Annotated in this window: 14 protein-coding genes and 1 pseudogene; 6 read left to right on the plus strand and 9 right to left on the minus strand. The window is 71.9% G+C overall.

The genetic code is table 11. The annotated features are described in order from the left end of the window. Positions 1–13: 13 nt before the first annotated feature. The 6 genes from ACWZEH_RS28025 to ACWZEH_RS28050 all read right to left on the minus strand — a co-directional run bounded on the left by ACWZEH_RS28025 (position 14) and on the right by ACWZEH_RS28050 (position 7,625). Positions 14–391: a PIN domain-containing protein gene (locus tag ACWZEH_RS28025; RefSeq protein ID WP_456193852.1), complete on the minus strand. Its 378-nt coding sequence runs from the start codon at positions 389–391 to the stop codon at positions 14–16. Between the two features lie 86 nt (positions 392–477). Next, positions 478–2,616, minus strand: coding sequence for a 3-hydroxyacyl-CoA dehydrogenase NAD-binding domain-containing protein (locus tag ACWZEH_RS28030; RefSeq protein ID WP_456193853.1), 2,139 nt, complete (start codon positions 2,614–2,616; stop codon positions 478–480). Beyond that, on the minus strand, positions 2,613–3,854 hold the full coding sequence (locus tag ACWZEH_RS28035; RefSeq protein ID WP_456193854.1) for a thiolase family protein: 1,242 nt from the start codon (positions 3,852–3,854) through the stop codon (positions 2,613–2,615). The genes ACWZEH_RS28030 and ACWZEH_RS28035 overlap by 4 nt, the downstream gene beginning before the upstream one ends. 541 nt (positions 3,855–4,395) lie before the next feature. Then, the gene (locus tag ACWZEH_RS28040; protein WP_456193855.1) at positions 4,396–5,694 is read right to left on the minus strand and encodes a ribonuclease D; all 1,299 of its coding nucleotides are present in this window, start codon (positions 5,692–5,694) and stop codon (positions 4,396–4,398) included. 107 nt (positions 5,695–5,801) lie between these two features. Next, the gene (locus ACWZEH_RS28045) at positions 5,802–6,458 is read right to left on the minus strand and encodes a response regulator transcription factor (protein ID WP_042164084.1); all 657 of its coding nucleotides are present in this window, start codon (positions 6,456–6,458) and stop codon (positions 5,802–5,804) included. 489 nt (positions 6,459–6,947) lie between these two features. Beyond that, positions 6,948–7,625: a DUF3000 domain-containing protein gene (locus ACWZEH_RS28050; protein WP_456193856.1), complete on the minus strand. Its 678-nt coding sequence runs from the start codon at positions 7,623–7,625 to the stop codon at positions 6,948–6,950. A 180-nt stretch (positions 7,626–7,805) separates the two neighbouring features. On the opposite strand from ACWZEH_RS28050, the gene hemE reads away from it, so the two are divergent. Then, positions 7,806–8,873: a uroporphyrinogen decarboxylase gene (hemE, locus tag ACWZEH_RS28055; protein ID WP_456193857.1), complete on the plus strand. Its 1,068-nt coding sequence runs from the start codon at positions 7,806–7,808 to the stop codon at positions 8,871–8,873. Positions 8,874–9,545: 672 nt separating this feature from the next. Continuing rightward, on the plus strand, positions 9,546–11,168 hold the full coding sequence (locus ACWZEH_RS28060) for a glycosyltransferase family 2 protein (protein ID WP_456193858.1): 1,623 nt from the start codon (positions 9,546–9,548) through the stop codon (positions 11,166–11,168). Between the two features lie 548 nt (positions 11,169–11,716). Here ACWZEH_RS28060 and ACWZEH_RS28065 read toward each other — a convergent pair. Then, positions 11,717–12,022, minus strand: a pseudogene (locus ACWZEH_RS28065) (rhomboid family intramembrane serine protease); the annotation flags it as partial. Positions 12,023–12,087: 65 nt separating this feature from the next. On the opposite strand from ACWZEH_RS28065, the gene ACWZEH_RS28070 reads away from it, so the two are divergent. From ACWZEH_RS28070 to ACWZEH_RS28080, 3 genes are all read left to right on the plus strand, one after another. After that, the gene (locus tag ACWZEH_RS28070; protein ID WP_456193859.1) at positions 12,088–12,519 is read left to right on the plus strand and encodes a helix-turn-helix domain-containing protein; all 432 of its coding nucleotides are present in this window, start codon (positions 12,088–12,090) and stop codon (positions 12,517–12,519) included. 34 nt (positions 12,520–12,553) lie between these two features. Next, on the plus strand, positions 12,554–13,024 hold the full coding sequence (locus ACWZEH_RS28075; RefSeq protein ID WP_456199876.1) for a transposase family protein: 471 nt from the start codon (positions 12,554–12,556) through the stop codon (positions 13,022–13,024). Positions 13,025–13,233: 209 nt separating this feature from the next. Beyond that, positions 13,234–13,617, plus strand: a complete 384-nt coding sequence (locus ACWZEH_RS28080; protein WP_456193860.1) for a DUF6269 family protein — start codon at positions 13,234–13,236, stop codon at positions 13,615–13,617. Between the two features lie 10 nt (positions 13,618–13,627). On the opposite strand, the gene ACWZEH_RS28085 is transcribed toward ACWZEH_RS28080, so the two are convergent. Together ACWZEH_RS28085 and ACWZEH_RS28090 are read right to left on the minus strand one after the other, a co-directional pair. Next, a complete protein-coding gene (locus tag ACWZEH_RS28085; protein WP_456193861.1) occupies positions 13,628–15,523 on the minus strand; it encodes an AfsR/SARP family transcriptional regulator in 1,896 nt (631 codons plus the stop codon). A gap of 162 nt (positions 15,524–15,685) precedes the next feature. Beyond that, positions 15,686–16,711 (minus strand): polyprenyl synthetase family protein, encoded by a 1,026-nt coding sequence (locus ACWZEH_RS28090; RefSeq protein WP_456193862.1) that lies wholly within the window; start codon positions 16,709–16,711, stop codon positions 15,686–15,688. A 393-nt stretch (positions 16,712–17,104) separates the two neighbouring features. Here ACWZEH_RS28090 and ACWZEH_RS28095 point away from each other — a divergent pair, with 393 nt between their 5' ends. Next, a complete protein-coding gene (locus tag ACWZEH_RS28095; protein ID WP_456193863.1) occupies positions 17,105–19,255 on the plus strand; it encodes an MMPL family transporter in 2,151 nt (716 codons plus the stop codon). The last annotated feature ends 2 nt before the right edge of the window (positions 19,256–19,257 follow it).

A 19,257-nucleotide genomic window follows, 5' to 3' on the forward strand; every position in this document is an offset into this window, starting at 1 on the left:
GGGGCCGCGCGTCTCAGCGGGGCACGGACCGCGGGCCGGTGACGTTCGCTCCCAGGGCCGTCACCCTGCGGCGCAGTTCGCGGTCGGCCGTGACGACCAGGACGGGGCGGTCGCCGGCACCGACACCGGCCACCAGGGCGACCATGTGGTCGTCGCCGCTGTCCGGGGCGGACTCCACCCGGACGCCCGGCACCGACTCCACCCCGCGGGCCGCGCCCTCGACGACCAGGATGATCTCCACCGGTCCGGACCGGCCCGGCAGGCCGTCCGACGCCAGCCGGTCGCGCAGGCGTTCGGCGGCACCCCGCCGGTCCCGCCACCACCCGTCGGGCACCGACCCGACGACGTTCGCGGCGTCGACGATCACGAGCAGGGCGGCGCTGTTCTCCATGCGGCCAGGCTCCCACGGAACGGAAAAGAGGGGCGGGCCGCACGGAAACGATCCGTGCGGCCCGCCCCTCCGTCAGGGCCTGCCGGTCAGGCGGGGACGCTCGCCACGCCCGGGGCCAGGAACCGCTTGCCGTTGACGCGCTCGGAGACGCCCTCGCGGTCCAGGTACGGCGTGATGCCGCCCAGGTGGAAGGGCCAGCCGGCGCCGGTGATCAGGCACAGGTCGATGTCCTGGGCCTCGGCGACGACACCCTCCTCGAGCATCAGCCCGATCTCCTGCGCCACCGCGTCGAGCACCCGGGCCCGCACCTGCTCCTCGGTGAGGACGGTGTCGCCCTGCTTGAGCAGCGCGGCGACCTCGGGGTCCAGTTCCGGCCCGGCGGGATTCCCGGCGGAGTGGACGTAGAAGCCGCGCTTGCCGGCCTCGACGACCGCCTTGAGGTTCGGCGAGACGGTGAAGCGGTCGGGGAAGGACCGGTTGAGCGTCTCGGAGACGTGCAGCCCGATCGCCGGGCCGACCAGCTCGAGGAGGACCAGCGGGGACATCGGCAGACCGAGCGGCTCGACGGCCTTCTCGGCGGTCTGGACCGGGGTGCCCTCGTCGATGACGTTCTGGACCTCGCCCATGAAGCGGGTCAGGATGCGGTTCACGACGAACGCCGGGGCGTCCTTGACCAGTACCGCGGTCTTCTTCAGCTTCCGGGCCACGCCGAACGCCGTCGCCAGCGAGGCGTCGTCGGTCTGCTCGCCGCGGACGATCTCGAGCAGCGGCAGCACCGCGACCGGGTTGAAGAAGTGGAAGCCGACGACCCGCTCGGGGTGCTTCAGCTTCGACGCCATCTGGGACACCGACAGCGAGGAGGTGTTGGTGGCGAGGATCGCGTGCGCCGGGGCGACCGCCTCGACCTCGGCGAACACCTGCTGCTTGACGCCCATCTCCTCGAAGACCGCTTCGATGACGAAGTCGGCGTCCGCGAAGCCCTCGGCCTTGTCCAGCACACCGGTGACCAGCGCCTTGAGACGGTTGGCCTTGTCCTGGTTGACGCGGCCCCTGCCGAGCAGCTTGTCGATCTCGGCGTGGACGTAGCCCACACCCCTGTCGATGCGCTCCTGGTCGATGTCGGTCAGGACGACCGGCACCTCGAGGCGGCGCAGGAACAGCAGCGCGAGCTGCGAGGCCATCAGACCGGCGCCGACGACACCGACCTTGGTGACCGGACGGGCCAGGTTCTTGTCCGGGGCACCGGCCGGGCGCTTGGCGCGCTTCTGCACCAGGTTGAACGCGTAGAGACCGGAGCGCAGTTCACCGCCCATGATCAGGTCGGCGAGCGCCTTGTCCTCGGCGTCGTAGCCCTGCTGGAGGTCACCGTTCTTGGCGGCGGCGATGATGTCCAGGGCGCGGTAGGCGGCCGGGGCGGCGCCGTGCACCTTGGAGTCGGCGACGGACCGGCCCTTGGCGACGGCCCGGTCCCAGGCCTCACCGCGGTCGATCACCGGGCGCTCGACGACGATCTCGCCCTTGAGGACGGCCGCCGTCCAGATCAGCGACTGCTCCAGGAAGTCCGCGCCCTCGAAGATCGCGTCCGCGATACCGAGTTCGTAGACCTGCTCGCCCTTGAGCTGCTTGTTCTGGTTGAGGCTGTTCTCGATGATCACCGAGACGGCCTTCTCGGCGCCGATCAGGTTCGGCAGCAGGGCGCAGCCGCCCCAGCCGGGGACCAGGCCGAGGAAGACCTCGGGCAGGGAGAACGCCGGGATGGCCGAGGACACCGTGCGGTAGGCGCAGTGCAGGCCGACCTCGACGCCGCCGCCCATGGCCGCGCCGTTGTAGTAGGCGAAAGTGGGCACGGCGAGCGTGGACAGCCGCTTGAAGACGTCGTGGCCGCCCTTGCCGATGGCGTGGGCGTGGTCCCACTCCTTCAGCTGCTCGACGCCCTTGAGGTCGGCGCCGACGGCGAAGATGAACGGCTTGCCGGTGATGCCGACACCGACGATCGCGCCGTCCGCGGCCTCCTTCTCGACCTGGTCGACGGCGGCGTCCAGGTTCGCCAGCGACTGCGGGCCGAAGGTGGTCGGCTTGGTGTGGTCCAGGCCGTTGTCCAGCGTGATCAGCGCGAAGCGCCCGGCGCCCAGGGGCAGTTCGAAGTGGCGTACATGGGCCGTCGTGACGACCTCGTCCGGGAAGAGCGCGGCCGCGCCCTTCAACAGTTCGGCGGTGGTGCTCACTTGTCCCCCTCGAAGTGCGGGTTCTCCCAGATGACCGTCGCGCCCATGCCGAAGCCGACGCACATGGTGGTCAGGCCGTAGCGGACGTGCGGCTGCTCCTCGAACTGGCGGGCCAGCTGCGTCATCAGGCGGACGCCGGAGGAGGCCAGCGGGTGGCCGAAGGCGATGGCGCCGCCGTACTGGTTGACGCGCGCGTCGTCGTCGGCGATGCCGTAGTGCTCCAGGAAGGCCAGCACCTGGACGGCGAAGGCCTCGTTGATCTCGAACAGGCCGATGTCGGAGATGGACAGCCCCGCCTGGGCGAGGGCCTTCTCCGTCGCCGGGATCGGGCCGTAGCCCATGACCTCGGGCTCCACACCCGCGAAGGAGTAGGAGACCAGGCGCATCTTGACCGGCAGCCCGTTCTCGCGGGCGAAGTCCTCGGAGGCGATGACCGAGGCGGTGGCGCCGTCGTTCAGACCGGCCGCGTTGCCGGCGGTGACCCGGCCGTGGACGCGGAACGGCGTCTTGAGACCGGCCAGGTTCTCCAGGGTGGTGCCGGGACGCATCGGCTCGTCGGCGGTGACCAGGCCCCAGCCCGTCTCGCCCGCCTCACCCGCGGCGGAGCCGCCGTCGGGCACAGCGGTGCGGCGCACCGACACCGGTACCAGGTCGGCCTGGATCCTGCCGTCGGCGTACGCCTTGGCGGCCTTCTCCTGCGAGCGGACCGCGTACTCGTCGGCGCGCCGCTTGGTGATCGTCGGGTAGCGGTCGTGCAGGTTCTCCGCGGTCATGCCCATGAACAGGGCCGACTCGTCGACCAGCTTCTCGGAGACGAACCGCGGGTTCGGGTCGACGCCCTCGCCCATCGGGTGGCGGCCCATGTGCTCGACACCGCCCGCGATGGCGACGTCGTACGCGCCGAAGGCGACGGAGCCGGCCACCGTGGTCACGGCGGTCAGGGCGCCCGCGCACATGCGGTCGATGGAGTAGCCCGGGACCGAGGTCGGCAGGCCCGCCAGGATGCCGGCGGTGCGGCCGATGGTCAGACCCTGGTCACCGATCTGCGTGGTCGCGGCGACCGCGACCTCGTCGATCTTCTTCGGGTCGAGTCCGGGGTTGCGGCGCAGCAGCTCCCGGATCGCCTTCACGACGAGGTCGTCGGCACGGGTCTCGTGGTAGATGCCCTTCGGGCCCGCCTTGCCGAACGGGGTGCGGACGCCGTCGACGAAGACGACGTCCCTGATGGTACGAGGCACGATGGCTCTCCTCCAGGGTGCGGGATGGCACTGCTGCGTTGCGTTGAGCGCGCGCTCAGAGCCTATGCTACTTGTGGGTAATGTAGCTGCCCAGTCCCGCGGGTCCGAGCGGTGAAGGTCACACCGCCGGCGGAGTCCGCCGGACCGAACGGGACGGGGCCGGTGCGCACGCCTTCCGAGGATCTTGGCGTGATCTCGACGTCCCTGTTCCGCTTCGAGGCCCCTTCGCAACCCGCCGCCGCGGGCGGCCGGACCGACGGAACCGGTCAAGGGACAGCGGGGCCGCGTCGAACCGCGGCTCCGCCGCGTGGGCGCGACCAGCCACGGCGAACCGTCCCCGGAGGCCGCCACCGACGGCAGGAAGCCTGGACGTCGTCCGTCGGGCCGGCCCCGCGCCCCCGTGCCGGCTTCCCGCACCCGGCGGCACGACGGGGCGTCGCGCGGCACCCCGGGGCCCCGTGCGTCCCACGGCTGCAGCGGTCGTCGTGCGGAGCGCCCTTCGCTGTCCGCACCCGCCCGCGGACCACCCCGCCGACGGCGCCTAGGCGATCCCAAAACCGTCGGACGCCAGCGCAGCGACAAGTACCGGCGTCACCTGCTCCACCTGCCACTGCCGCGCCCCGTACCCCGCCAGCGCGACCGCGACGGACTCCGGGTCGGCGGGCTGCGGCGGCTCCCAGCACACCCTCCGCACCGTGTCCGGCGTGATCAGGTTCTCCTGCGGCATGTTCAGCTGCTCGGCGAGCGCGCTCACCCCCGCGCGGGCCGCGGACAGCCGGGCCGCGGCCACCGGGTCCTTGTCCGCCCAGGCGCGCGGCGGCGGGGGACCGGTCACCAGCTGGCCCGGCTGCGGCAGTTGCGCCTCGCTCAGCGCCCGCGCCCGGTCCACGGCCGCCTGCCACTGCTCCAGCTGGCGCCGCCCCACGCGCGGTCCGAACCCGTTCAGTGCTGCCAGGGCGTGCACGGTGGCCGGCACGGCGAGCGCGGCCTCGACGATGGCCGCGTCCGAGAGCACCTTGCCCGGTGAGACGTCCCGGCGCTGGGCGATCCGGTCCCGGGTCTGCCACAGCTCCCGTACGACGGCCATCTGCCGGCGCCTGCGCACCTTGTGCATGCCGGAAGTGCGCCGCCAGGGGTCCTTGCGGGGCTCCGGTGGCGGCGCGGACGCGATCGCGTCGAACTCCTGCCACGCCCACTCCAGCTTGCCCTGCCGGTCCAGCTCCTTCTCCAGCGCGTCCCGCAGGTCGACCAGGAGTTCGACGTCGAGGGCGGCGTAGCGCAGCCAGGGCTCGGGCAGCGGGCGGGTGGACCAGTCGACGGCGGAGTGGCCCTTCTCCAGGACGAAGCCGAGCACGTTCTCGACCATGGCGCCGAGTCCGACGCGGGGGAAACCGGCGAGGCGGCCGGCCAGCTCGGTGTCGAAGAGACGGGTGGGCAGCATCCCTATCTCGCGCAGGCAGGGCAGGTCCTGCGTGGCGGCGTGCAGCACCCACTCGACGCCGGACAGCGCCTCGCCCAGGCCCGACAGGTCGGGGCAGGCGACGGGGTCGATCAGCGCGGACCCGGCGCCCTGGCGGCGAAGCTGGACGAGGTAGGCGCGCTGGCCGTAGCGGTAGCCGGAGGCGCGCTCGGCGTCGACGGCGACGGGGCCGGTGCCCGCGGCGAAGGCGGCGATCACTTCGGCGAGGGCGTCGTCGTCCGTGATCACGGGCGGAATGCCCTCGCGCGGTTCGAGCAAGGGGATCGGCGCCTCCGTAGCAGAAGATCCGTCGTCGTCCGGAGGGGCGCCTCCGGTGGTTCGCAGGGCACTGTCTGCTGCGGTGTCGTGGGCGTCGGTCACCTGTCAAGAGTATCCATGCCACGAAGGGGCCCGCCGACGGAACGTTCCGGCGGCGGGCCCCGGGGGGTCGTAAACAAGTCAGTCCGGTGCGTGCCCGGCCGGGAAGGTCAGTGGATGATGCCGGTGCGCAGGGCGACCGCGACCATTCCGGCGCGGTCGCCCGTGCCGAGCTTGCGGGCGATGCGGGCGAGGTGGCTCTTGACGGTCAGCGCGGACAGGCCCATCGAGACGCCGATGGCCTTGTTCGACTGCCCCTCCGCCACCAGTCGCAGCACCTCGACCTCACGGCCGGACAGTTCGCGGTAGCCGCCCGGGTGGCTCGGGGCACCCGGAGGGCGGCGGTGCAGGCGGGCGCCGCCGATGGGGGCGGCACCGGGGCGGGAGGGGAGCCCGAGGTTGGTACGGGTGCCGGTGACGACGTAGCCCTTCACTCCGCCGGCGAGGGCGTTGCGCACGGCGCCGATGTCGTCGGCGGCGGACAGGGCGAGGCCGTTGGGCCAGCCCGCGGCCCGGGTCTCGGAGAGGAGGGTGAGGCCGGAACCGTCCGGCAGGTGGACGTCGGCGACGCAGATGTCGCGGGGGTTGCCGATGCGGGGACGAGCCTCCGCGACGGACGAGGCCTCGATCACGTCGCGTACACCGAGCGCCCACAGATGGCGGGTGACGGTGGAACGGACGCGGGGGTCGGCCACGACCACCATGGCGGTCGGCTTGTTCGGGCGGTAGGCGACCAGGCTTGCGGGCTGCTCGAGGAGAACGGACACCAGGCCTCCTGGGGTGGCGGCGGGACGGGGCCGGCTCGTGGGGTGAGGCCGGGCTCAACCGTGCTTTCAAGGTCACAGTCGTCTTCGGCAGCAAACCCGGTCTCCTTTAGAGAATGATCACGATCCAGTGAGTAACAATCCGCGCAATTCGGACACGCGGTCGATCATTCGAAGACCGAACGGTTTCGGTCTGCGTCGTAACCCTTCCGAAAGTGGCCGTATCGACAAAGAGATCCCCAAAAAGGTCGCCAAAGGGATTGCCAAGGGGATCGGTGGCGGGGAGGCCGGTGAGTCGACAAGGAGACCGGCCCGGCGGCCGGTCGGGCGGCCGGACCGGCGACCAGCCCGGGAACGACGAAGAGACCGGTCCGAAGACCGGCCTCGAGGACCGCCGGGAGCCCCACGCGGGGCTCGGCACGGCACGTTGCGGGGGACGCGGGTGCGGGTCGCGGGATCGGAGTCCGCGTGGGACTCGGCGACGCGGCGGGCTCAGCGCGACTGCGGGCCCCGCCGCTGAGGGAGCGTCACCACCGACGCGTCCCCCGGAGCGGCCGGCGGCAGCCCGGCGACCTGCGCCAGCAGATCGCACCACGCCACCAGGTGCGTGGCCGTGTCCGGCGCCCCGCCCTGGCCCTCCCGTGGTGTCCACGAGGCACGGATCTCGATCTGCGAGGCGGCGGGGCGCTCGGACAGCCCGCCGAAGTAGTGCGAACTCGCCCGCGTGACCGTGCCGCTCGGCTCGCCGTACGTCAGACCGCGCGCCGCGAGCGCACCGGTCAGCCAGGACCAGCACACCTCCGGAAGCAGTGGATCCGCCGCCATCTCCGGCTCCAGCTCCGCACGCACCAGCGTCACCAGACGGAAGGTGCCCCGCCAGGCGTCGTGCCCGGCCGGGTCGTGCAGCAGCACCAGCCGGCCGTCGGCCAGGTCCTCGTCGCCGTCCACGACCGCCGCCTCCAGCGCGTACGCGTACGGGGCGAGCCGTTTGGGCGCCGGGGTGGCCTCCACTTCGATCTGCGGGCGCAGCCGCGCGCCCCGCAACGCGTCGACGGCGGTCCGGAAGGGCAACGGGGGCGCCGTCCCCCCGAGCCCGAGATCCGCATCGGTGTCCTTCGCTTCGTCCATTCCGCCCGTGCCGTCCGACAGTCGTCCCTGAGCCGCAGCCATGCGGGGAAGGTTAAGCGGAAGCAGGCCCCGGCGCGGGGAGGGACACCCGTGGCGGGCAACGGTGTCCGGATCGTGTCGCACCGGCGTGGCGCGGGGGGACGGGACACGGCCCGGCGCGGGTCGGGGTGTGCGGACGGCCTGCGGTGCGGGGCGGCCGGCGGGCCGTGGGAGACTGGCCGGGTGAGCGCCAATGTCAGCCCGCGGGGCAAGCAGCCGACCCAGACGTACGACAGTGCCTTCCTCAAGGCGTGCCGGCGTGAGCCCGTGCCGCACACTCCGGTGTGGTTCATGCGGCAGGCGGGCCGCTCACTGCCGGAGTACCGCAAGGTGCGCGAGGGCATCGCGATGCTCGACTCCTGCATGCGCCCCGACCTCGTCGCCGAGATCACGCTCCAGCCGGTGCGCCGCCACAACGTCGACGCGGCGATCTACTTCAGCGACATCGTCGTCCCGCTCAAGGCGATCGGCATCGACCTCGACATCAAGCCCGGCATCGGCCCCGTCGTCGAGGAGCCCTTCCGCACCCGCGCCGACCTGGCCCGGCTGCGCGACCTCACCCCCGAGGACGTCTCCTACGTCACCGAGGCGATCGGCCTGCTGACCGCCGAACTCGGCGCCACCCCGCTGATCGGCTTCGCGGGCGCCCCGTTCACCCTCGCCAGCTACCTCGTCGAGGGCGGCCCGTCCCGCACGTACGAGAACGCCAAGGCGATGATGTACGGCGACCCGGAACTCTGGGCCGACCTCCTCGACCGCCTCGCGGACATCACCGCCGCCTTCCTCACCGTGCAGATCGAGGCCGGCGCCTCCGCGGTCCAGCTGTTCGACTCCTGGGCCGGCGCGCTCGCCCCGGCCGACTACCGGCGCTCGGTGCTGCCCGCCTCGGCCAAGGTCCTCGACGCGGTGTCCGGCCACGGGGTGCCCCGCATCCACTTCGGCGTCGGCACCGGCGAACTCCTCGGCCTGATGGGCGAGGCCGGCGCGGACGTCGTCGGCGTCGACTGGCGCGTCCCGCTGGACGAGGCCGCCCGCCGCGTCGGCCCCGGCAAGGCGCTCCAGGGCAACCTCGACCCGACCGTGCTGTTCGCCGGCACGGAGGCGGTGGAGGCGAAGACCCGTGAGGTGCTGGCCGCGGCCGAGGGCCTCGAGGGCCATGTCTTCAACCTCGGCCACGGCGTCATGCCGGCCACCGACCCGGACGCGCTGACCCGCCTCGTGGAGCACGTCCACACCGTCACCGCCCGCTGACCACACGGGCCGCTCACCACGGGGACCGGGGCCGTGCCCGCCTGCCGAACAGCAGGCCGCGCGGCTCCGGGGCGGCGGATGCCGGGGCGCGGCGGCCGGGCGACCAGCATGCCGGCCACGAAGCCGACGGGTCGCACGTCTCGCCGGGCTCGTTGTGCCCGCGTCGTCGACCAGGCCGAGCGCGGTGTGGTGGAACCACGTCGAACCCAGCTTGGTGCGCTCGGAGTTGTCCGTGCCTGCGTGGGCCGGGTCGTACGTCTTGCCACTCGCGGTGATGCCGGCCGGCTGCGCCACCGACCCCCGGACGACGACGTTCAACCGGCACTTCCCCGCAGACCATCAGTGCGGCGAAGGCGTTCGCCGAGGACGTCGGCGGCGGGGTGTTCCCACAGGAGGAGCACTCCGTCCACTGAGCCAGTGCGGTACGACGGACAGCCCCACCGCTCTTAGGGGTCCTTGCACTATGCCCGCCCGGTGCGTGCGCCATTCGGGTGCATGTGCCGCTCGTTCGCGGTGCGGCTCCGTCTCCGGTGTTACGTTCCTCGCCCGTGGGCTCAGGTGTTTCTCACCCGTGGCCGTTCCGGGAACGGACGACGGTGCCAAAACCGGCGTTCCGCCGCCGTCGGACACCGAGACCACCGCGACCTCCAGTCGGACACGAGGGTGGATCCCGTGCTCAAAGTCAGCGTCGTCGTCCCCGTCCACAACGCGGGCTCCTACATCGACAAGTGCGCGCAGAGCCTGCTCGGGCAGAGCATCGGCCGCGACGCCTACGAGGTCGTGTACGTCGACGACGGCTCGACCGACGACTCGGCCGAACGCCTGGACCGGCTCGCGGCCCTGCACCCCCACGTGCGGGTGCACCGCCAGGAGAACTCCGGCTGGCCGGGGAAACCGAGGAACGTCGGGGTGCGGCTGAGCCGGGGCGAGTACGTCCAGTTCGTCGACCAGGACGACGAACTGGGCCGCGAGGCGCTGGAACGGCTCTACGACCTGGGCAGACGCAACGGATCGGACATCGTCCTCGGCAAACCGGCGGGCACCATGGCACGGGCCAGCAATGTCTTCGCCCGCACGGTCGACCGCTGCACGGTGGGCGACCACCCGCTGTTCGAGAGCCTGACGCCCCACAAGATGTTCCGCCGCGCTTTCCTCCTGGACAACGGCGTCAGGTTCCCGGAGGGCCGGTGCCGGCTCGAGGACCAGGTGTTCATGGCGCACGCGTACGCGGTGGCGCGGTGCGTCTCGGTCCTGGGCGACTACCCCTGCTACTACTGGATGCGCCGGGAGGACGGCGGGAACACCAGCAGCAGGCAGCTCGTCGTCGACGAGTACTTCGGCTGGCTGCGCAAGGTCGTGCAGACCGTCAGGGCGCACACCCCGCCCGGCCCGGTGCAGGACGCGATGCTCCGCCGGACCTACCGGGTGGAGATCCTCCGCCATATGAGCGAGCCCTACGTGCTGAGCGGCCACGGTCAGGTCCAGGAGCGGTTCGAGGCGGTGCGGCGGCTGGTGCTCGAGGAGTTCCCGCCGTCCGTCCGGGAAGGGTTTCCGGCGGTGACGCGGCTGCGGGCCCGTCTGCTGGAGGAGGGCCGCCTCGACGCCCTGTCGTCGCTGGCCCGCCGCATCTGCCAGGTGAGGCCCCTCGCGGAACTCGGCCGGCCCCGCTGGCACGACGGCGCGCTCACCGCCCCGGTGCGGATGTACCTGGCCCACCAGGACGGCAGGGCGGTGACCCTCCTGGAGCGCGGGGGGCGCCTGGTGCTCGATCCGGCGCTGACCGAGGGGATCGCCGGAGCCGGGGAGTGGGCGGTCGGCGATCACCTGACCGCCGCCTACGGGGAGATCCGGCTCTCCCACCGCGGACAGCACGTCGGCTGGTTCCCCGCGTCGGATCTCACCGTGCGGCTCGAGAACGGCAGGGGCGGCCGGTGGCGGCCCGTGGTGGCCGGGACGATGCGGATCGATCCGCTCACCGCGGCCGGCGGCGGTCCCCTGGACCGTGGCGTCCACGACGTGTCCGCGTACTTCCAGGTCCTCGGTGTCGGCCGCAGCGTCGCGCTGCGGGGGGACGTGGAGAGCCGGCCCCTGGGCGGGCAGGCCGTGCGGCTCGGGACGCCCTCGCGCGCGGTCATCCCGTACTGGACCGCCGGCCGCCAGCTGGCGCTCGACGTCGGCGAGTTCTACCACCGTCTGGACGCGGTTCCGCGACGGGCGGGGCTGCGGGAGCTGATCCGCGTCCCGGCACACCTGCGGGGACCGCTCGCGAAGGCCCTGCACCGGGTGCGCCGATGAGGTACCGGAAGGGTGTCGACGGTTTGTCGGTGGTGGCCGGCAGCCTGCTCCAGGGGTATTTTCGGGGCGGTTTCGTCCCGTGTGCGTCGGCATCTCTTCTCCATTCGGCGAGTCATTCCTCGGGGCCTTCGAAGGCCATTCGCCAAGTCGGACGATCGGCTTGATCGAGGTAGGGGAATGAGGTGGAGTATCGCCGGTTCGGCCAACCGGGGAGTGCCTGCTGTGTTCCGCGCCGCCTCGCAATACGGCGTCTCCGGCGTGAGGTGCCCGGAGGGCCTGCCGGCTCGGCTGTGAGTCCCTGGGGCCCTCCGCTTCGAGAGGGATGGACGGGCTCGACGCCCCCCTTACAAGGGAGTGCTTATTTCCTGACGGATCGTCAGGAAAGTCGGCGACGAGTCGGCGTGAGCCCTGCTGGAGGCTCAGAGAACTGGTAGAACATGCAAGTGATGGAACCGCTCGGCGACCGGTGACTGGTTCAGTAATGCAGATGTTGCTTGTGTGAAATCTTTTAGGTTTCCCCTGGGTTGCCTGGCTCCTGGCCTGTGGCCCTACCAGGTCCGTCGGGTCTGCCGTCCGAAGCGGACGCCGCCCGGTTCGGACGGCGGGGGAGTACCCGGCTTGAGGGGCCGGGCGAGCAGCATGCCCACGGCGAAGCCGGCCACGTGGGTCACGTACGCCACCGTTCCGGCGCCGGTGACGCCCCCACCCGACGAGTACACCGCCTGCAGGACGAACCACAGGCCCAGGACGATCCAGACGGGCAGGCGCAGCGGCAGGAAGACCAGGAAGGGGACGAGGACCCAGACGCGTGCCCTCGGGTGGAGCACCAGGTAGGCGCCGAGGACGCCCGCGACGGGCCGCACAGGTTGGGTGAGTTGTGAAGATGACCTGGGCCCGTGCGGCCTGTTCCCATCCTTCCTTGTCCGGGGTCTCTCGCGCACACTTCGGCGAGTTGCTCGAAGAGCTCGCGCCGAGATGGGCTGCGGCCCGGGAGTCCGCGCCGCGCAAGCGGCGTGGCGGGGAACGCAGGCGGGCAGCGGGTGCCGGACGCAAACAGAAGCTGGTCTTCACCGACCGGCTGCCGGCCACCCTTGTCCATCTGCGGCTGGGGCTGCCACATGCGGCACTGGCCGAGCTGTATGGGGTGGACCGCTCCACCATTTCCGACGCGATCCGCGAGGTCCGCCCGCTGCTGGCATCCCGGGGCTTCGCGGTGTCCGACCGGCCCGGGCTGCGGCTGCGCACACTGGAGGACGTGTTCGCCAACGCCGACGCAGAAAGCGTTGGCCTGCGAATCGATGGCACCGAGGTAGCAGGTCCGCCGCCCGCGCGCGGGACGCCCCGGACGTAAGGCGTTCATCTCCGGCAAGAAGAAGCAGAACACCATCAAGACCACCACCTTCAGCGACGACCAGGGCCGCACCTTGTTCAGCGGTGTGGTCCGGCCCGGCCGGATGCACGACCAAACCGCCGTACGTACCGAGGGCACCGCCGAGCAATTCCGCCGGCACCCGACGGTGGAAGCCGAGGTTGACGAGGGCTATCGGGGTCTGGCCAATGAGTTCCCCGCCCAGATCGGCGCCCCGCCGAAGAGACTGAATGGCGACGCGGCCCTGAGCGAGCAGCACGCCTGGCGCGAACGGCGTCGCCGCCGGTCCTCCGCTCGGATCTGTGTGGAACACACCAACGCCGAGTACGAACAGTGGCGGCCTCTGCAGCGGTTCACCGGCCGCCGCGAGACCTATACCGAGACGCACCTCGCGGTCGCCGGACTGGTCTCCGACCGCTCCGCCCGGCGGGCGACCCGCCACGAGACCAGCACCGAACCGGTCCTCCCTCGACCAACCGCCTGCTGATCAACCACCAGCCGGACCGCCAGGCCAGCACGCCCCAGCGTCAATTGTCCCCGAAGTCGTTACCGACACTGGGCCTGAGAGGGACGGAGGGCCGCGGGAGCGGCCCCGGAGTCGGACAGGACCGCTCTCCATAGGCGTTTTATAGATGCTTCCCGGAAGCTGTTCCCGTACTGACCGATATCAAAACCGTGTTGACGAGGGAGGCGGTTATGGGCGAGATGACGCCCCATGAGGAGGACGGCCGCGACAGCGACCAGCTGCTGGCTGAACTGGAGGAGGAGATCACGTCCTGGTTGGAACAGGAGGAGATGAATCTGATGACGGTCCTCAACGGCCAGAGCGTGTCCGACGAGACGACCGCCAGGAACACGATCTGGGACCTCGTGCAACAGGGCGGCTTCGGCGGAACCGAGACTGTCGACGGCTCCCCGGGGCTGCTCGGCCGGAGGGACAGCGACTCCGGCATCCGATGGAGCAATCTGGTGGCCACCTACATCGACTCCCTGAGCAGTTCGCTGCTGCCGCATACCGGCGACGGGGGGTGCACCAGGTCGTTCGGCCTCGATGAGGGGCACGCGGGAGGGTGTGGCTGACCGTGTCCCGTCAGTGGACGACCGGCCGTCGCCCGCCGTCCGGCTTACCGGGGGAAGCCGGTTCCCCGCGGTTGTGCTCGCGGGCGAAGAGGCGTACCAACGGCATGAGGCGGTAGCGCGGCGGGACCGGACCGGACACCTCCAGCAGGCGGGCGCCGGCCAGGCTCTCCAGAGCGTCCTCGGCGTCCTTCTGCGGGCAACCGAGGACGTTCGCCGCCTCTTGTGCGCCGAAGACGTCGGGGCAGCCGGACGCCAGGACCCCCAGGGCCGCCCGCACCGGTGTGGTCACCCGACGGTGACCACAGGACAGCGCCGCCCGGACGTCGAGGTCGCCCGCCCTTAGTTCGTCGAGCCTGCGTTCCTCCGGTTCGAGCCGGGCCGCCGCCGCCGCGAGCCGTTGGCGCGGGTGCGCAGCCAGCCGGGCCGCCACGATCCGCAGGGCGAGCGGCAGCCGGTCGCACAGTTCGACGATGCGGGCGGCCGCGTCGGGCTCGCCCCTGGTCCGCTCGGCCCCCACGATCGCGCTCAGCATCCGGCGGCCCTCCTCGGCGCTCATCGGGCCGAGGGTGACCGGACGCGCCCCCGGCAGGGTGGTGAAGGAGTCCCGGCCGGTGATCAGCGTGCGGCAGCCGCCCGTGCCGGGCAGCAGCGGGCGGACCTGGCGGTCGTCGGCGGCGTTGTCCAGGAGCACCAGCATCCGGCGGTCGGCGAGCAGACTGCGGTAGAGCTGGCCGCGCTCCTCCACAGAAGCCGGAAGTCTGTGCTCCGCGACGCCCATGGCCCGTAGGAACCAGCCGAGTACCTCGGCGGGGGAGCGGGGGTGTTCGGACTGTCCGGACAGGTCGGCGTGGAGCTGCCCGTCCGGGAAGCTTCGCCGTGCCCGGTGCGCGGCGTGCACGGCCAGGGCCGATTTGCCGGTACCCGCGGCGCCCGTCACCACGGCGGGGGAGGGCCCTGCTCGGCGCAGGGCGGCCGCGATGCCCTCCAGCTCCCGGCGGCGGCCGGAGAAGTCCGCGACATCGACGGGCAGCATCGCGGGCACGACACCGCTCCAGACGCTACGGTCGCGCACCCGCGCCACCGCAGGGCGGGGCCCACCGTCCGGCAGGGCGAGGGCCGTGCCGGCGATCCCCGCCCCCTCGCGCGCGTCGGGCCTCGCGAGGGTGCCCGTCAGCACGGACTGCCGGATGTCACGCAGGGCCCGGTCCGGGTCCACCCCCAGCTCGTCACGGAGCATCCGCCGGCCGCGCTCGTACACCGCGAGGGCCTCCGCCTGCCGGCCGCACCGGTGCAGAGCTGTCATGAGCTGGCCGAGCAGCCGCTCGCGCAAGGGGTTCTCCATCACGAGCCGCATCAGCTGCGGGACCGCCGTGTCGTGCCGTCCCAGGGCCAGTTCGGCTTCGATCCGGTCTTCCCGCGCGGACAGGAGTGCCTCGTCCAGCAAGGGCCGTTGGCGTTCCCTGAGGTGGACGGTGACGTTGGAGAGAACCGGCCCGCGCCGTAGCGCGAGCGCCTGCCCGAGGTGGTCGGCGGCCGCGGTGTAGCGGCCCGCCGTCAGGTCCGCGCGACCGCGGTCCACCAGGCTCTCGAAAGCCGTCCAGTCGAAGAAGGCGCCCCGTGTGTCCAGTCGGTAGGCGTGGGCGTACCGCTCCAGGCGGACGCCGGTGCCCAGGCACTTCCTGAGCTGGGAGATGTAGGTGTAGAGCTGGGCCGTCGCCGTGGCGGGCGGTTCGCACCCCCACAGCAGGGCCTTGAGCCGGTCGTCGGAGAGCGACCGGCCCCCGGCGAGCAGCATCGCCGCGAGGACTGTGCGCTGCTTCGCTCCGCCGAGGGGGACCGTCCGTCCGCCGATCTCGGCCTCGACCGACCCGAGTACACGGAACACGAACGGGTCGAAGCCGTTCACATCCGCCGGTTTCCGTCCTCGCGGCCCGACAGCCGGGCGTGGCTGCGGGGCGGACGGTGCGGCGGGCGGCCGGACGCGGCTCGCTCCCGCGGGCCCGAGTCGGGCGATGCGGTCGTGCACGGTGTCGCTGTGCCCCGGCATGTTCGGTCTCCCGTAGGTGCTTCAGGCCCTGCGGTGGGCCATGAAGTCGCAGAGCGTGCCGAGGATCCTTCGCGCCGGGGTCCGAGGCAGGGCTGCGAGGGCGGTACGGGCCAGTGCCAGGCGCTCGTCCCTCATGGCTGAGGCCGTGGCGAGTGCGGCGGAGTCCCGCAGGAGTTCCAGCGCCCGGCGGTGCGGGCGTGTCCCGGCGGCCGGTCCGGCGGCGATCAGGGCACGCAGTTCTCCGTCGCCCGGGTCGTCGCCGGCCAGGGCGAGGAGCACAGGGAGGCTGAGCACCCCGGCTTCCACGTCCATGCCCGGTTCCTTGCCCGATGCGGAGGCGGGCGAACTGATGTCGAGGAGGTCGTCGGACATCTGGAAGGCGAGGCCCAGTTGCTCGCCGTACTCGGCGAGGATGTCGACGTACGCCCCGGGCGCGCCTGCCTGAAGAGCGCCGAGCTGCAGCGACAGGACGATCAGGGACGCGGACTTGCCGGACGTCACCTGGAAGTAGTGGTCCAGGGGCGCGGTCCCCGGCTGGGGCCCGAGCAGCTCCAGTGACTGGCCGCGCACCAGCCGGCCGGCGGTCATCGCGTTCAACCGCACCGCCCGCGGTCCGAGTTCGCAGGCCAGCTGGGCGGCCTGGGCGAGGAGCCAGTCCCCGGCGAACACCGCGCGGCGGTTTCCCCAGCGGGCGTTGGCGCTGTCCGCCCCGTGCCGGGTGCCGGCATCGTCGATGACGTCGTCGTGGTAGAGGGAGGAGACGTGGACGAGTTCGGCCAGGACGGCCGCGTCGATGACACCCTCGCTCTCCGGATCCCCGAACTCCGCGCCCAGCAGGACCAGAAGGGGCCGCAGCCGCTTTCCGCCGGTGGTGACGAGATGCCCGACGAGTGGGGCGACACGAGGGTCGTCGGTGCGGGCGGTGCGCTCCTGGAGGCGCTGTTCGACGGTCCGCATGCGCTCGGCCAGCCGGTCCCGCAGTGCCGGGTCGTCGGCCGCGAGTCCAGATACGAGGGAACTGCGCTCCGGGGTGCTCAACACGTTCATCCGGGCTCCTGAGGGTATGAGGCACGGGGTTCCCCGGCCGGCCACTACGGACGGCCGGACGCGGGGGCTCGCCACAGTGGCTCGCTCCTGGCGACCGGCTGCCCGCCCGACGCCGCGGCAGGGCCCGGACGGTACGTGCGGCGGGCCGGGGAGCGGAGGGCGTCCGCGACGGGTCGCGCTGCGGACGTCAGGACTGTCGCACCGGGTCGCGCTGCGGACATCAGGACTGTCACACCGGGCCTGGAGCGCGGGCAACGGCCCTGGCAGGTTCTTGCCGCGTTGGCGGCTCGCCGTCGTCGGCGGCGGAGCACGGCGGCCAGACTGCGAGGAGAACCGGCGACCCCCATGCGTTGGCCCCGGTATCCCCCAGCTCAGGAAGCACGAAGGAGCACCATGTTCGGACGGATAGGGCGGTCCGCCGTCAACCGGCCCTGGCTGACGATCATCGCCTGGATCATCGCGACCGTTGCCGCTGTCGCGCTCGCGCCGCAGCTGAAGAGCACCAACGACCAAGCGGACTTCCTGCCGTCCCACTACGAGTCGGTACGCGTCACGGAGCTGCAGCAGCGCGCGTTCCCGATGGCGGAGCAGCCCTCCGCCATCGCGGTGTTCCAGCGGGACGACCGGGGCGAGCTCTCGCCGGCCGACCTGGCGGAGGTGACCCGGATCGCCGAGGCCCTGCAGGCCGAGGGCTACGACAAGGTGAAGTCGGTCCTGGCGAGCCCCGAGGCGGTCTCGCCCAACGGCAAGGTGGCGCTGGCGAGCGTCTTCGCCACGACGAAGAACCACTACGACCAGACGCTCTTCGAGTCGGTGAAGCAGCTCCGGGCGGACGCCAAGCCGCTGCTGGCGAAGACCGGCCTGAGCATGGGGGTGACCGGGCCGACCGCCAGCGGGCTGGACAACCTCGAGTCCTCCGGTGACACCGACGCGATGATCATGCTGGCAACCCTGGTGCTGATCGTGGTGCTGCTGCTGGTGATCTTCCGCAGTCCGCTCATCGCGCTGCTGCCGGTCCTGCTGATCCTTCTGGTGTTCGTGGTGGCCACCGGGCTGATCGCCACCGCCGCCGAACTCGGCGGACTCCAGGCCGACAACTCGGTTTCCGCCATCCTCATCGTGGTGCTGTTCGGCGTCGGCACCGACTACATCCTGTTCCTGCTCTTCCGGTACCGCGAGCAGCTGCGGGAGGGACAGGAGCCCAAGAAGGCCATGATCGACGCGGTGGCGCGGGTCGGCGAGACCATCGCCTCCGCGGCCGGCGCGGTCATCGTCGCCTTCCTCGCCCTGGTGCTCTCCACCATGGGCATGCTGCGCGCCATGGGCCCGTCGCTGGCCATCGCCGTGGCCGTCACCCTGATCGCCTCCCTCACCCTGGTGCCCGCCGTCTTCTCGCTGCTGGGCACCAAGGCGTTCTGGCCCTCCAAGGCGTGGAAGAAGCAGCCCAGGAGCGTCGTCGCCGGCCGGCTCGGCACCCTCGTCTCGCGGCGGCCCCGCCTCCTGGCGTGCCTCTCCGGCGGCCTGCTGGCCGTCATGAGCGTGGCCGCTTTCGGCTTCAACGCCGAGTTCGACAGCGAGAGCTCGCTGCCGCAGAACCTGGAGTCCGTACAGGCGTCCAAGGACCTTCAGCGTGGCTTCTCCGCCGGGCAGACCGACCCCTCGCTGGTCCTCGTCGCCTCCAAGGACGGCTCCCGGCTCGACCCGGCCGGTCTGGAGACGTTCCGCGAGAAGCTCTCCGGGGTCGAGGGCGTCGGCGACGTCTCGCCGGCCATGCTCGGTACCGCCGGGGACGCGGCGCAGTTCAGCGTCGTCCTGGACTTCCGCCCCGCAGAGGAGGCGGCCATCGACCTGGTCTCCGGAGACCTGCGGGACACCGCGCACCGGGCGGCGCCCGAGGGTACCGAGGCGCTCGTCGGCGGCACCAGCGCGGTCCTCGCGGACATCCGCACCGCCGTCGACCACGACTACTCGCTGGTCTTCCCGATTGCCGGCATCGCCATCATGGTGATTCTCGGACTCCTGCTGCGCAGCGCCGTCGCTCCCTGGTACCTGATCGTGGCCGTGGGCCTCGGCTTCGGTGCCACCCTCGGCTCGGCCGTCATGGTCTTCCAGCAGATCAAGGGCGAGAACGGGCTGATGTTCGCGCTGCCCGTGTTCGTCTACCTCTTCGTGGTGGCGATCGGTACCGACTACAACATCCTCATGGTGGCTCGCCTCCGCGAGGAGATCGCCCGGGGCAGGACCCAGCAGGAGGCCGTCCGACTCGCCGTGACCCACTCGGCGCCCACCATCGGGACCGCCGCCGTCATCCTGGCCGGCACCTTCGGCGTCCTGATGCTGGCCGCCAACAGCATGCTCCAGCAGATGGGCTTCGCGGTGTCGTTCGGCATCCTGATCACCGCCTTCGTGATGGCGCTCGTGCTGGTACCGGCGGTCACCTCGTTGCTCGGCGAACGGGCCTGGTGGCCGGGCAGCGACGGTCGGAGGCCGGCGGAAGGCGACGACGCGGCGCCGGCGCCGGCACCCGAGCCGGCCACGACGTGACC

The organism is Streptomyces yamdrokensis (genome assembly GCF_053890455.1).